Genomic DNA, 16,258 nt, shown 5'->3' with positions numbered 1-16,258 from the left:
TAAATATCTTGTTGGTAAATAAAAAAATCCCTTTTGAAATGGTCTGAAAATTATTTCCCCCTACTTTTTAAAAGTAGTATTCAAAGTCAAGTTAAGTGCAAGTAATACAGTTATTTAGGTGTGTTGTTTTTCATTTCATAAAAACTAAAATAGGGCGTAAATACATTGTCTTATTCTGTTTTAGACGCTTCAACTTCCTCTTCTTTTTTCTTTTTATTGCGCAAGAAATGAGAAGGAGGGACACCAAATTCTTTTTTGAAGCAGTTTCTGAAATACTTCAAATCACTGAACCCAACCTCATAAGTGACATCACTTACGCCGTATCTACCCATCTTCAAGAGTTGGGCCGCGCGTTTTAATCGGATATTTCTAATGAAAATTTTGGCAGTCTGCTCCGTTAGTGCTTTCAATTTTTGATTTAATCGGAGAGGAGTAGTGCCATATTCGTAAGCCAGCTTTTCAACGGTAAACTTAGGATCTGAAATATTCTCCTCCACAATGGCCACCAAACGATTTAAGAATCGCTCATCAATAGAAGTAAAGGTCACTTCACTTGGTTGCGTATCAATGTTTGTTCTAAAATTCTTTTGCAAACGTCTTCTATTTTCTACCAACGTATTGATTCGTGCCAATAATACTTCAGTATTAAAAGGTTTAGTGACATAGGCATCCACGCCATATTCATACCCTTTTAGTTTACTATCATTAGAGTTCTTTGCCGTTAATAAAATGATAGGTAAGTGACAAACCTGAGCATCCTCACGAATTTTCTTTGTCAATTCATAACCATCCATCACTGGCATCATGATGTCAGAAAGAATAAGGTTTGGCATCACTTCTTTGGCCAATTGGAATGCTTTTTCTCCATCTTCAGCCTTATAAACTTTAAAAGTATCTTTTAATAATTCATGTAAAAGGTCAAGAATAGCAGGGTTGTCGTCTGCAATCACAATTTTCGGTTTGGTAGTCAAACTTAATTCCTCTTCCTGAGCCGTTAACTCTTCTTCTTCCTCGCTTTCAACCATAATAGTCTCTTCAGGAAGAGCTTCTATCTTCACGTCATTTTCATAAGCCACTTCATTAAGAGGGAATTTAATTTTGAAAGTTGAACCTGTATTTTTCTCACTTTCTACCTCTATTGTTCCATGGTGCAATTCCACTAAACTTTTGGTAAATGATAGCCCAATACCTGTACCTTCACTTTTTCCTTTTGACTTAGAGTTTTCCACTTGATAGAAAGGCTCAAATAAATACTTCAAGTGATCTTCAGAAATACCAAAACCTGTATCTTTTACTTCAATCACTACATCCCCATGCTCTTGCTGAATCGTTAATTTCACCTGTCCAGCATAAGTAAACTTAAAGGCATTGGATAATAAATTGTTCAGTATTTTTTTGAGTTTATCTTGATCAAAATATCCTTGTATAGTTTGCGTCTTGATGTCCAATGTAAAATCAACACGCTCATGATTGGCAAACTCTTTAAAAGAATGATAAATCTGTTCAGTAAAAACTACCCAATCGCCTTCTTTTACTTGGAGGGCAGTATGCCCTTGTTCCATTTTTCTAAAATCTAGCAGTTGGTTTACAAGATTCATCAAGTGATTGACATTTTTATGAATCAACTTATAATACTTTTCTTTTTCCAAAGAAGAATAAGCACTCCCTTTACTAATAAGTTGTTCAATTGGTGTATGGATCAATGTTAAAGGCGTACGCAATTCATGAGAAATATTAGTGAAGAATTGCAACTTCATTTGACTCAAATGCTCTAGTTTTTCTCTTTCAAACTTTTCTAATTCCAATTGATGTCTCTTTTGGACAGTAATCAATGAGAACCTAGAAAAGAGATAAACAAAGAAAATAATAGCTACAGCATAAAGGATTTTGGCCCAAACAGTAGCCCACCAAGGGGAAGTAATTTCTATATCTAAGAATAATGATTTTGGATTCCAGATGTTGTCACCATTAGAGGCTTTCACTTCCAAAGTATAACTTCCTGGAGATAGATTGGTATATTTTGCAATTCTAAAATCAGCATCTGTAGTAATCCAATCTTCATCAAAACCATTCAATTTGTACTTGTATTTGTTTTTATAAGGAGACCCAAAATGCAAACCAGCAAACTGTACTGCAAAGCTATTCTGATCATGGTTCAATTTAATGCTTTGGGTATACTGAATATTTTTGGTTAAAATCTTATTACCATCCAGCGTGTCATTGACATGGATTGTTTTGTTCAATACACTCAATTCAGTAAAGACAAGATCTCCCACTAAATAATCATCTACAATTTCATGAGGAGTGAAGTAATTAATGCCATTTACACCGCCAAACATCAAATCACCATTCTTTAATTTACATGAAGCCATATCACTGAATTCATTATCCTGAAGGCCGTCACTGATATTGTAGTTTTTAATTTCTCTTGAATCTAAATTGATTTTGGTGATACCATGATTACTACTGATCCAAAGGTTTTGATAGTCGTCTTCCAAAATTGATTTGATGATATTACTCGGAAGTCCATCTTTAATTTTGATATGTTCAAAAATAATTTCCTCATCCTTTACATTTTCTGGGTTGAAAATATTTAATCCACCACCCATTGTTCCAATCCAAATTTCACCGTTTGAGGCTTCAAAAACGGGTAAGACGTAATTATATGAAAGGCTGTTATTCTGATCCGGTTGATTTTTATAGAGTTCAAATTCAGGTTTTTCTTTCAACTTTTGATCCTTAGGAATAAAAACCAAACCTTGTGAAGACCCCACCCAAAGATTACCATAGCTATCAATCAAAATACTGCGAATTTGTTTCACCCTCTCATTTTTCAAATCTTTTTGATTCGTAATGTTCGTCCATTCAATTTTATTCCCTTTTCTAATACCTCTGATCAACCCATCACCATAAGAACCCAGCCATATCACATCATCACCATCACTTTTAACCGAAAAGGCAGGGGCATCCTCATTAACGGCTAATAGGTTTTGAGCGGTCAAGCCAGTATTCTGTTCAAGATCCGTATCAATATCAAGTTGATACACTTTGCCTTTTTTTCGAATGCCAAAAATAAGTTGATCATTCCATTCGGTGATATCGAAAATGGTATTCGATTTTATTTTTTCAAACGTGAGGTCTTTATAACCGTGGTCCAATCCTTCATTCGAATTTTCCAGTACATTTAACGCTCCTCCTTGCGTTCCAATCCATAATCTTCCTTTGCTGTCTTCGTATATAGACCTTATTTTGTTGTAAGAAATGCTTGTTTTATCATTGGTTTTATAGATGTCTTTAAAACGTTTGCCATTAGGGTTATATTTGATAATACCACCTCCTTTAGTGCCAATCCAAATTACACCTAACTTATCCTTAAATACTTCAGTGATAATGTTGATTTTTAATGCATCAAAGTTCTCACTATGAATATGCTTTTTCTTAATATAAGTACCACTAATTTCATCATATTCCATAAAAATCAACCCTTTTCGAGTACCACCTAGTAAGTGTTTGTTAGGGTCAATGCAAAGTGTATTAAAACGCCCCGTAGAAACTTTTCGAAGTGTAGACTTTTCTTCATTAAAAAGATGAACCCCGTGTGGACCGCAGAAATAAACACCTTCTTCAGATTCCTTGATATCTTTAACAGGGGGGAGTTTGGTATTGGAGATTTCTTTGAAGGTATAAGAAGGTTGATTATTGGATGGTTTAATTGCGATTTGTAAACCTTTTTTGGTTCCAACCCATAAATTTCCATTTCTATCATTAAAAAGTTTGGTAACTTGATTAGATAAAATGCTTTTGGAATTATGGTGATTGGCGTAATATTTTTTTGCCTTGAATGTATCTTTGGTCAACTCCTCGGTTGGTATACAGTTTAATCCTTTCGTAGTTCCAATCCACAAGTTTCCGTCCTCATCCAATGCCAGTGAAAAAACGTTGTTTGAACTTAAAATTTTTGATCCATTAGTATTTCGAAAAGAAGTCATTTCACCTGTTTCTAAATTCAAACGGCAGATTCCAGAATTCAGCAAACCGATCCATAGATTATGGTATTGATCTTCTTGAAAGCAACTAATAATATTAGAGGTCAATTGATGTGTATCCATGCTATAGTTAGTGAAACTATAACCATCAAATTTACTGATGCCCGCATTTGTACCGAACCACATCAAACCCTTACTGTCTTGATAAATGCTTGTGATATCATTTTGTATTAAGCCGTTTTTAGTAGCATATAATTCTATATCAAAAACGATCTCATTTTCTTGTGCAAATAATGAATGCGCGAAAAATGAAAACAGTAATAGGGTAATTTTAGCGATTATTTTCCTGTTGATTATGGAGTAGTTGTTTTTCATAAATTCATTTCATTAATGTGGATAGTGTATCAAAAAAGTCTTATCAAAAGCACTGTTTATAGCCCTTTCGATGTGTTAGTGAACGAAGCACTCATTCATGTGGTGTAATTATTTACAAGGGTGAAATTAGTATTATTTATCCCTATTTTTCGCCCAATAGGGTACTTTTTCAAAATAACACCCGCTAATCAGCACTAAAATCAAGTGGTTCTATTTTCAAGGTTAGTCGTATTTAGTCTAAAAAATGATTCTTACACAAAAATAAGGTTTATGTATTAATATTATCTATTGATGTAATGAATCGGCAGCTTGTTAAAAGATAATATTTATTAAAAATGACCATCGCGTGGGCTGATATTTTCAAAAAGGTCAATCTCTCATTAAAACCACTTGTTTTTCGATCGATGGATTATTCCCCCTATTGATTTACTAAAATTCTCTAGCCTTCCCATTGTATCAATCTACATTTGTTTCAAGCAAAACGGGAAATACTTTTCTGTTTGCTTTTTGAAATCAAATCTAAGAGTCGTGGACTTAAGTACTAGGACAAAAGTAAAGGGACAAAATATCGTGCACCATGACTGAAGTCATGGGCAGGTGATATTGACTTCACCAATACTGAAGTGTTGCTTACGTTTCCAACTTTCAAGACTTCAGTCTTGATTAGGTGGGACTATCACCTGCCCATAGTTTTAACTATGGTGCACGAAACATTCGTTTGTTTTTGCCTTAGTGCTCCTTTAAAAAATAAGAGAGTATGAAAGTAATGAAAACAATTTCGCTGTCTGTTATGTGCGCATTGGGTGCTTGCCAAATGCAACCAAAACAGCAGGAGCTAAAATCAACAGAAAAATTTACGGAAGATTGGGAGTCCTTAGCCAAGGTGAACAAATCACCAGACTGGTTTAGAGATGCCAAGTTTGGAATATACACCCACTGGGGACCAATTTCTGGTGCATTTGTTAATATGAAGCCAAAGCAAAAATTAGCAGGATGGCACGGTATGATGATGTATGGTAAAAATGGTATTCCTAATTGGAAGACCGGTAAATTGCCCAATCGAAAGGACGGTACAGTCAACGATAGTCCTACAACAAACTATTTACACCATGTGGAGCAATTTGGTGATCCAGCCGAGTTCGGTTACAAGTATCTGATTGAAAATTTCAAACCAACAGGTTTTGATCCACAAAAATGGGCTGAATTATTTGAAAAGTCAGGAGCGAAATATGCAGGTCCAGTAGCAATGCACCATGACAACTTTGCGATGTGGGATAGTAAAGCCACTCGTTGGAACTCTGTCAATTATGGAGGAATAGATGTATCTAAAGAACTAAAATCTGAAGTAGAGAAAAGAGGAATGAAGTTTATCGCTTCTTTCCACCATGCCTTTACTTGGAAATATTTCGCACCAGCCCATGAATACGGTGGTGTAGATCCAGAAGATTATGATTTATACACTGATCCACACGATTTCTATAACAATGAGCCTACAGAAAGATTCTACAAAGAATGGTGGGCCAAGTTAAAAGAATATATCGACAACTATCAACCTGATATCATTTGGTTTGACTGGTGGTTGGAAAACATGAACGAAGAGAGCAGAAAGAAATTCTTGGCGTATTACTACAACAAAGGTGAAGAGTGGAACAAAGAAGTAGCGGTGCTTTTCAAAGAAGAAACTTTCCCTGAAATTTCAGCAATTCGTGATTACGAAAGAGGTAGACCAAATCAACCAAAACAAGATGCTTGGATTACGGATACATCTCCAGGTACGTGGTTCTACAGATCAAATGCAAAATTCGTTTCATCAGATGAACTTGTTGATATTTTGATTGATATCGTAGCCAAAAATGGTAACATGTTATTGAACGTGCCTCCAAACCCTGACGGTACAATACCTGTTGAAATGGAAAACCTTTTAGTAGACATGGGCGAATGGTTAGCGGTAAATGGTGACGCTATCTACGGTACAAGACCTTGGACTATTTTCGGTGAAGGTCCTACAAGACTTCCTGCTGGCGGTCATAAGATCGAAAGAAAGAAAATTAGATATAAAGAAAATGATATCCGTTTCACGAAGAAAAGTAACAGTGAATTCTATGCTTTAGTGATGGATACCCCAAAAGGTGACATCAAGATCAAATCATTAAGTACTGCCATTGGTCTATTGAATAACAAGATCGAAAAGGTGACACTTTTAGGTAGTAATGAAGAATTGAAGTGGGAAAGAACAGACGAAGGACTAGTGATCAAACGACCAAAGTCATTCCCAACAAAATTCGCTCATGCATTCAGAATCTTATGCGAAGGCTACAAAGAAACTGAATTGGGAGGAGAATTCGAGCAAACGTTGTAATTGTCCGTACGTAGGGGTAGACCTATGTGTCTACCCATCACGCTCCACCAACAAATCAAATGTGGGTAGACATATAGGTCTACCCCTACATCATTAAATATGCTATGAAATGAAAATAAAAATGATCAAGGCTCTAGCAGTATGCTTAACATTTTTCGCCATTTATAGTTTTTCGATGATTAGAACCCATTCCGAAAAACCACAACATTATGCCTACGATACCAATTGGGAATCGGTTCAAAGCTATAAAGTACCCCAATGGTTCAAAGATGCAAAGTTAGGAGTTTTTGTAGAATGGGGTATTTTTAATGTACCAAAAATCAAAACTCCTTTTTATGCGAGATGGATGGATTTTGATAGTGTACAATACAATGCTAATGGTAAAGTAATCAATAGAGTGCCACACCCGTTGCATGATTTTCATAAAGCAAATTATGGAACTAGTGTAAGATATGAGGATTTTATACCACAATATACCGCCGAATCTTTTAATGCAGATGAATGGGCCAGTTTATTCAAAGAATCGGGTGCTCAGTATATAATTTCAATTGCAGAACATCATGATGGTTTTGCAATGTACAATTCAAACCACACTACTTTTAACAGTGTCAATCAAGGTCCAAAAAGAGACCTTACAAAAGAATTAATGCAAGCCTCTAAAAAGCAGCACTTAAAAGTGGGCTTGTCTTCGCACTTTGCTTACAATTGGAATTTTTACAGCTCAAAGTCAGACCTTCAAAAGGCCAACAGAATATTGGATTTGGCTTCTCAATTTCCAACACAACCTGTAAGTCAGACTTTCATTGATCATTGGTGGAATAGAACCACTGATATTATAGATCAATATGAGCCTGATTTGATGTGGTTTGATTTCTTTATGAATAAAAATGAATTCAAGCCTTATCATGAAAGGTTAGCTTTGTATTATTATAACAAAGGGATTGATTGGGATAAAGGGGTGGTGTTACAGACTCAAAGTAAATATACAAATGCACTTCCTAAAGGTACTAACGTGATGAATTTTAATCACTCCAAAGTAAGAGAGATTAAAGACGAAACGTGGCAAGCGAACATTCAGTTGGCAAAATATACAAATTATTCTACTGGTGAATTAAAGAACAAGAAAACAAGAAGAGTTATTGAAGACTTTATTGATATCATCAGTAAAAATGGAAATGTACTATTGCACATTTCCCCCAATGCTGATGGTACTATTCCTGAAGCTCAAAAAGAGATATTAAAAGGAATAGGTGCATGGATTGACATTAATGAGGATGCAATTTTTGGTGCAACACCTTGGGTTACATATGGAAAGGGATCATTGACCAGTTATAAAGGTTCTTTTTCAAAGCAATTCAAACTCAATTATTCCACACAAGATAGTTACCGCTTCACCAAAAATAATGGCAAGTTGTATGTCTTTTTGATGAGTAATTCAGAGGATGGTGAATTGGAAATACCTGAATTGTCTAATGTAGATTCTCAGTTTAATATCAGACATATCAGGTTGTTAGGTAGTGAAGAGAAAGTAGAATGGAAGCAAACAGATGGAGGACTTTCCGTTTTTCTATCTAAAGATAGACCTAGTAAATATGCACGTTCTTTTGAAATTGAATTTCAAAACAAATTACTATAAAAACGACTAATCGAAATGAAATTACGCTTTATTACTTTACTTTTTCTGTTCATTACTCAGATTAGTCTTGCTCAGAAAAAACGTTTTTCTCTTTCGCAAAAAGAGTGGGGAAAAGACGGTACAGAAAAGATATTTTTATTGGATATTAAAAATCCAAAAGGCATGCATATTCAGCTTACCAACTATGGTGCTATTTTAGTAAAAGCTGAAGTGCCTGATCGAAATCAAAAAATGGAAGATGTAGTATTGGGTTTTGATAATCTAGCCCAATACCAAAAGCCGAACCCTCTTTTTGGAGCGACTGTCGGTCGTTTTGCCAATCGAATTAGAAATGGTGAATTTGAAATTGAGGGTGTGAAATACCAATTGAATACCAAAGGAGGAAAACACGCTATTCATGGTGGCGGAGAGTTTAGTAGTGCCGTATGGAAAGTGGAGAAGACTTTTAAAGATAAACATCAAGCTGGGGTTATTTTTTCATATTTTTCAAAAGATGGATCCAATGGATTTCCTGGTAATGTACAATCCAAGGTGACCTATACATTGACTGACAAAAATGAAATTAGAATTGATTTTGAAGCTACCACTGACAAAGACACACACATCAGTATGACCAATCATTCTTATTTTAATTTAAATGGAATGAAGAATACAATTCTAGATCAAAAAATTAAAATTGATGCCAATTCAATCACTGCAATAGATCAAGATATTGTACCTACAGGACAATTAGAAGACATCAGAAATACAGAAAAGGATTTGACTGTTCAAAAAGCTATAGGTGAAAATATTTTTAAGCTAAATAATAACGGTTATCATTTCTGTTATGTTTTCAATAAAGAAAATGGAAAATTAAAGAAGGTCATCGAGATTGTAGATCCAGCTTCAGGAAGAACTTTAAATGTGCTCACCACTCAACCTTCAGTACAATTTTATACGGGTAACTCATTAGATGGAAAGTTTGTTGGAAAACAAGGTAAAGCTTATGGAAAACATATCGCTTTCTGTTTGGAAACACAACATCTACCCGATACACCAAATCACCCTAATTTCCCATCTTCATTAGTGAAAGCGGGTGAAACCTACAAGGAAACCGTGATCTATCAGTTCGGCATAGATCAAAAATTGAATAATTAATGATTGAGATGATGGATTCATTTTTTTAATCAGTATTTTAGACTTCCTAACGAAAAGACTTACAGGGTATTTTTACTAAGAATTAGGGGTAAATAACAATTATTGGTTCCTATTCAATGTCTACTAATTACATGATAAAGAAGTGAATAGATAATTTTGATCATTCTCAAACATGAAATGAATGTATACTTATTAAGCATGAAATTTAAAACTACTTTTTTATTAGCAAGCGTACTCATGATTTGCATTTCATCTGTATTTGCAAACATAAATGCTCCACTTTTATCACTTTCTTCTGCTAGCAATTTAGTTCCTAATCACCAATTCAAAGACGGTGATGGAAACCCTTCTTTAGAAGAATGGTCGAATACAGTGGCTTCGGCTCCTAATTCAATTACAGCAGTAGCAGGAACAGGAGACAATCATCAAATTTTAATTTCCAAGACTGATGTTTCTGGGAATTGGAATACCCTTAAAATGGGTATAACTTGGCAAGATATTGATCTTAGTACTCAAGAAGGAAATGTCAATTTCATTTTATCTGGAAAATTAAAAGCATCAAATGATGATGGTGTAAAGTTCAGATTTTACTTCCGTTATAGAACAAAAGACGGAGATGATCAAATTGTCAACAATAACGTTTATTCAGATGTTTTTGAACTTACGAGTTCAGAACAAGAGTTTATTGTTCCTATTGAAGTTCCTAATGACGCTTTCCAATGGAATCTTGATATTCAATTTGGCGGTAGTAAAAGTGGTGCTGTTGGCGATATCTATTTTTACGAGCCTTCATTGACGTTAGATACTGATGAGGAAGATAAGCCACAAGAACCAAGTGATCCGGATAATCTTATTCCAGATGATAAGTTTGCAGATGCTTTAGGAAACCCAACATTGGCAATTTGGTCCAATACATTAGCTACAGCACCTAACACTATTCAAGCTATTGAAGGTACTACCAACTATAACAAAGTGCTTATCAATAAAGTAGATGCTATAACAGGAAACTGGAGTACATTGGTGATGGCCTTGCCTTGGCAAAATATTGCATTACCTCAGGAAAATGAGAACGTAACGTTTGAGCTTTCTGCTAAAGCGACAGCATCCAATGATGAAGGAGTCAAGTTTAGATTTAATTTCAGATATAGAACTCCTGACGGTGAGGGAGGTTTTACAAACCATGATGTCAATTCTAATCAATTCACATTGGCATCAACAGAAAAAACATTTTTAACCTCTTTTGAAATTCCAAAAGATGCCTATCAATGGAATGTGGCTGTTCAATTTGGAGGCGTTGACAGTGTGCTCCAGGAGAAATTACTTTCTCACATCCATTGTTGAAAATTGTAGCAGCAGGCGCACCTACAGATGAGGAATTAGTGGCATCAGCAAAAGAAAGCCTAGCCATCACTTATGCAAGCGGTGAAGATGCTACAACCGTTACTCAAGACATCACACTTCCATCAGTAGGAGAAAGTGATGTGACTGTAAGTTGGTCGTCTTCCAATACAGATGTCATTTCAAATACAGGTGTTGTGACACAACAGGAGGCAGATACTGACGTAGTATTGACAGCTACTTTAACTAAAAATGATGCTTCTGATACAAAAGAATTTACAGTTAAGGTACTAGCGAAAGAACCTACAGATGAAGAATTAGTAACTTTGGCCAAAGAAAATCTAATGATTACTTATGCTACTGGAGAAGATGAGACAATGGTAACTCAAAATTTAACTTTGCCAACTTCAGCAGAAAATGATGTGATTGTCAATTGGTCATCTTCCAATACAAATGTCATTTCTGATGCAGGAGTAGTAACTCAGCAAAAAGAAGATACAGATGTAGTATTGACGGCTACTTTAACTAAAAATGATGCTTCTGATACAAAAGAATTTACAGTTAAAGTGATTGCTAGAGCACCTACAGACGAGGAATTAGTTGCTTTAGCGAAAGAAAACTTGTCTATTATTTATGCAGATGATGAAGGAGCAAATACTGTGACGCAAAATATCACTCTTGAAACAACAGCAGAAAATGAGGTTATAGTAAGCTGGTCTTCTTCAAATGTAGGAGTGGTATCAAATACAGGGGTTGTATCACGTCAAGTTGATGATACAGATGTGGTATTGACAGCCACTTTGTCAAAAAATGCAGCATCGGTTACGAAAGAGTTTACAATTACGGTTTTAGGAGAGGGAACACCTCCACCAACTGATGATGAGCTGGTTGCATTAGCAAAAGATAATTTGGAAATCACTTATGCTACTGGAGAAGATGAGATGACAGTTACTCAAGATATTACTTTACCTACTTCAGGCGAAAATGGTGTGGTTGTAAGTTGGGTATCCTCAAACTCTTCTGTAATTACAGCATCAGGTGAAGTGACTCGTTTAGAAGTCGATACCGATGTGGTGGTGACGGCTACTTTAACTAAAAATGATGCTTCTGATACAAAAGAATTTAATATTAAAGTATTATTGGAAGTGCGTGAACCTACCGAAGAAGAACTTTTACAGGAAGCAGTTGAAGCTTTAGAGATCGTATTTGAAGAAGGGGATGATGCTGATCATGTTTCACAAAATATTACATTACCAGCGGGTGGTTTACATAATTCGGTGATTACATGGGATGCCAGTGCACATACTAATATTTCAGATAACGGAGAAGTTATAATTACTGATGATGCTGTAACAGCGTCTATAGTTGCGACTTTAACTTTAGGAGAATCATCAGCAACAAAAACTTTTACTTTATCGACTGTACCTACTCCAGATGAGGAAATCGTTGAAAAAGTGACAAGCCGTATAGCGATAGAATTTGCTGATGGAGATAATGCAATGGAGGTTACGCAATCCATGATATTACCAACAGAAGATACAGAATATCAAGATGTAGTGATCACTTGGGCCTCTAGTAATGATGCTATAGTTACTTCTACAGGAATAGTTACAGTACCGGTGGAAGTAACAGAGGTTACATTAACGGCAACAATCACTTTAAATGATGCAGTATCAACTAAAGATTTTGTAGTGACGGTTCTGAATGATGAAGAAGCATTGTTGCAAGAAGCTTTTGATGCATTGGAAATTCAATTTGCAGAAGGTGATAATGCTGAAAGTGTGACTGCTGATGTGATTTTAGCAACAAGTGGAATGTATAATACGATAGTGGTATGGGTATCTGATAGAACAACAATAACCAATGAAGGAAAAGTAACAAGATCATTTAGAGATGTGACTACCAACCTTACTGCTACTTTACAACTTGGAGATTTCACACTAGTGAAAGAGTTTGAAGTGGTTGTAAAAGCAGAAGAGCAGGTAACTTCCATTGATAAGGACAAGGCTATTTTATCGCTTTATCCAAACCCAACATTTGGAGCTGTAAATGTTGAATCGTCACAACCAATCCAATTGATCGAAATTTATAACTTGATAGGGATTAATGTTAAAACAGTTGAATTAAGTCAATATACTTTTAAAACAACGCTTGAATTAGACGATCTTCCAAAAGGTCAATATATTTTAAGAGTAAATCATCAACCTATAAAATTTATAAAAAAATAGGGAGTAATTAAAATAGGAGAGACGGTAAACAGCCTGAGTGATTGATTTCATTCAGGCTGTTTTTATTTAAATTATTGGTGTTTAATTGAAACAATCGTATTGTTACTATTAATAGGCATTTCTACAAACATAAAAGTTCTGATTTCCAAACTACCTTCTTCTTCATTTTTTCCATTACTGAAAAAACGAAGCAAAAAAAGCTAGGCTTAGAAGTCAAAAGCTAAATTTCTCTCCTTTCGCCTAATGAAAGTCTAACTCGATCAAAACTTCATCGTTTTGAGATGCTCAAACAACAAAATCATTTTAACCGGCTCATTCCATGAAATTCTTCACGCTTTTTCCTTCAAGGCCGATGTAATTACTGCCAAATTAAAATGGCAGTCAATCTTTGGAGCGAACTCTAAATAATAGTCATATATGATATATAAATTGACTTTTTTAATCCGTAGATTATTAACAGATTAGATTATAGGGTTGATTAAATTCTGAGAATTTTATAAAAAAGAAAAGCCTTAGGAAATTATCCTAAGGCTTTACACACACTATTTAAATTATTTTTAGCTACAGAGTATTTCTATGAACGTTAGTGAAAAAGGTCTTATAAATCTTTTTGATCCGCTTTTGTCTCCACGGTAATAACTGCTTTTTTCAAACCTTTACCAGAAGCTGAAATTGTAATTGTACCACCATCACCTTGGTTGGCTCTTGCAATTACTAAAGCCATTCCATTAAAGAATTTCAATTTCTTGCTGTTTGGTAAAACCAATGAAGAAGGATCTCCGTTTCCAGTGTCTTCAAAAGTACCGTCACCATTTACCGCAAATTGGATTTGACCATTGAAAGTTGCACAAAAATTACCGTCAGCATCCAATGCTCTCGCAGTTACAAAAACAAGGTCTTCACCATCTTCAGATGAAATCACTTTACGGTCTGCTGTTAGCTCGATTGATTTTGCTTTCGAAGTAGTTTTGATGATTTCTTCACCGACTATTTGACCATCGATGTAGGCTACAGCCTTCAATTCTCCTTTTTCATAAGGCACATCCCATCTCAATCGATAAGGTGACGGGAAGTCTGTTGGACCTTCATAATACATGAATTTTACTGGGACAATTCCTTTATCTACGCCTTTGATTTTCTTTCCTAAACTTTTCCCATTTAAGAATAGCTCTACAGCTTCAGCATTGGTATATGCAAACACCGGAATTTCTTGTCCTTCAAAACCTTTCCAATTCCAATGAGGAAGTAGGTGAACCATTGGCGTTTCAGTCCATTGACTTTGATATAAATAGAAACGGTCTTTCTTAAAACCACATAGATCAACTGGACCAAAGAAAGAAGATTTGTTAGGCCAGTCATCATTCCAATAACCGTTTGTGGAATTGTCTCTACCACCATAAGGAGTTGGTTCGCCCAAGTAGTCAAAGCCTGTCCACATAAACTCACCCAAAATGCTTGGATTTTCTTCCAAAAACTTAAATTCCATATCAGGAGGGTAAGACCAAATCGGGCCAATGATGTCATAACCTGTCACCTGATGATCCGTATTTTTTTCATATTTTTCTAAAAACGGAGCATGGTAAACACCTCTAGAACTTGTGATCGATTCTGTCTCCGAACCATATACAATCCAATCCGGATAGTTCTTTTTTATCTCAGCATACTTCGCCGCTTTGTAGTTAAAACCGACAATATCTACATGATGTGCTAGCTTGTTTTTGATTGAATTTTCATATTGATTGAAGCCAGCCGTGTTGGGTCTTGAAGGATCTTCCTCGTGACAAATTTTCCCTAGCTTTTGAGCTACTTTCCAACCGTCTTTTACTTTTTGCTCTCTGATTTCATTTCCAATACTCCACATAATAATGGAAGGGTGGTTTCGGTCTCTACGAATCATATCTCTCAAATCACGCTCGTGCCATTCCTCAAAAACAGTATGGTAACCATTTTCAATTTTTTGGATTCCCCATTCATCAAAAGCCTCATCCAATACCAGAATACCCATTTTATCACAAGCCTCCAACTGTTCTCTACTTGGTGGATTGTGTGAAGTCCTGATTGCATTCACACCCATTTCTTTCATGATTTCCAACTGACGTTCTGTTGCTCTTTTGTTGACCGCAGTACCCAAAGGACCTAAATCATGGTGAAGACAAACCCCTTTCATCTCCGTTCTTTTTCCATTTAAGAAGAAACCATCATTGGGTGTGAATTTGATATCACGAACTCCAAATTTTGTAATATAATGATCCAATACATTTCCATCTACATCTTTCAATTCAGTCACTAACTGATACAAATGAGGCTCTTCTAGTGTCCACAACTGAGGGTGAATCAAATTAAAAGACTGTTCATTGATAATCGTTTTACTACCCTCCGCAATCGTTTTTTGATTTAAAACCTTTACCGTTTCTCCTTGTTCATTTTGAATTTGTTGAGCAATTGAAACAACCTTATCCGTTTCCGCATAGTTTTGAATTTCCAATTTGATATCAACAGTAGCTACTTTAGAGGATACGTTATTGGCTTTTACAAAAGTACCCCAATGAGCGATTCTAACATCTTCATGAACATTCAACCAAACTTTTCTATAAATACCAGCACCAGGATACCATCTCGAAGAAAGATCTTCAGGTTTTGCTTTTACAGCGATAATGTTTTCCCCTTCTTGTTTTAAATATGGCGTCATGTCATACTCAAAACCTAAATAACCAAAAGGCCTTTTCCCTAAGTAATGACCGTTTATCCAGACCTCAGAGTTTTTCATTACACCTTCAAACTCTACTGCAATGTTTTTACCTTTTTGTGTATTCGTTAGTGTAAAACTTTTTCTATACCAACCTTCTCCGTGAAAAGGTAATCCACCACAACGAGCATTATATTCTACCGAAAAAGGACCTTCAATGGCCCAATCATGAGGGATCTGAACCGTTCTCCATTTCGAATCATCGAGTGTAGGAGATTGCCCTTCCTTTACTTCACCTTTATAAAACTTCCAATCTTTATTGAAGTCAGTATGTCCTGTAGACTGCCCGAAAACCGTGGTAGAGCAGAATAGCAAAACAAAGAAATTAATTAAGTAATATTTCATCGTTATTCATTTAATGATAATGTGAACATCGTTTCTATTGATTCATGAGCAATTTAATTAGTTCGGTTATGTGTAATCATGTAGGATTAATTAGAAAAAAATACCCCC

General features: G+C 35.4%; 7 protein-coding genes. 5 read left to right on the top strand and 2 right to left on the bottom strand.

Features of this window, described 5'->3' with window-relative positions; all coding sequences use genetic code 11:
• Positions 1-170 precede the first annotated feature (170 nt).
• Positions 171-4,361 (bottom strand): two-component regulator propeller domain-containing protein, encoded by a 4,191-nt coding sequence (locus PL77_RS15585; RefSeq protein WP_044207181.1) that lies wholly within the window; start codon positions 4,359-4,361, stop codon positions 171-173.
• Positions 4,362-5,118: 757 nt separating this feature from the next.
• On the opposite strand from PL77_RS15585, the gene PL77_RS15580 reads away from it, so the two are divergent.
• From PL77_RS15580 to PL77_RS15560, 5 genes are all read left to right on the top strand, one after another.
• On the top strand, positions 5,119-6,720 hold the full coding sequence (locus tag PL77_RS15580; RefSeq protein WP_216595908.1) for an alpha-L-fucosidase: 1,602 nt from the start codon (positions 5,119-5,121) through the stop codon (positions 6,718-6,720).
• 175 nt (positions 6,721-6,895) lie between these two features.
• Positions 6,896-8,356 (top strand): alpha-L-fucosidase, encoded by a 1,461-nt coding sequence (locus PL77_RS15575; protein ID WP_044207173.1) that lies wholly within the window; start codon positions 6,896-6,898, stop codon positions 8,354-8,356.
• A gap of 15 nt (positions 8,357-8,371) precedes the next feature.
• On the top strand, positions 8,372-9,493 hold the full coding sequence (locus tag PL77_RS15570; protein WP_044207171.1) for an aldose epimerase family protein: 1,122 nt from the start codon (positions 8,372-8,374) through the stop codon (positions 9,491-9,493).
• Positions 9,494-9,691: 198 nt separating this feature from the next.
• Positions 9,692-10,834, top strand: a complete 1,143-nt coding sequence (locus PL77_RS15565) for a hypothetical protein (RefSeq protein ID WP_044207166.1) — start codon at positions 9,692-9,694, stop codon at positions 10,832-10,834.
• Positions 10,828-13,059 (top strand): immunoglobulin-like domain-containing protein, encoded by a 2,232-nt coding sequence (locus PL77_RS15560; protein ID WP_044207164.1) that lies wholly within the window; start codon positions 10,828-10,830, stop codon positions 13,057-13,059. Before PL77_RS15565 ends, PL77_RS15560 begins: the two co-directional genes overlap by 7 nt.
• Before the next feature lie 598 nt (positions 13,060-13,657).
• On the opposite strand, the gene PL77_RS15555 is transcribed toward PL77_RS15560, so the two are convergent.
• Positions 13,658-16,150, bottom strand: coding sequence for a glycoside hydrolase family 2 TIM barrel-domain containing protein (locus PL77_RS15555; RefSeq protein WP_082026570.1), 2,493 nt, complete (start codon positions 16,148-16,150; stop codon positions 13,658-13,660).
• Between the last annotated feature and the right edge of the window lie 108 nt (positions 16,151-16,258).

Source organism: Flammeovirga sp. OC4, from assembly GCF_000812565.1.
Classification (GTDB): Bacteria; Bacteroidota; Bacteroidia; order Cytophagales; family Flammeovirgaceae; genus Flammeovirga.
Note: the sequence above shows the minus strand (reverse complement) of the source record. Positions and strands in the feature narration are given on the sequence as shown.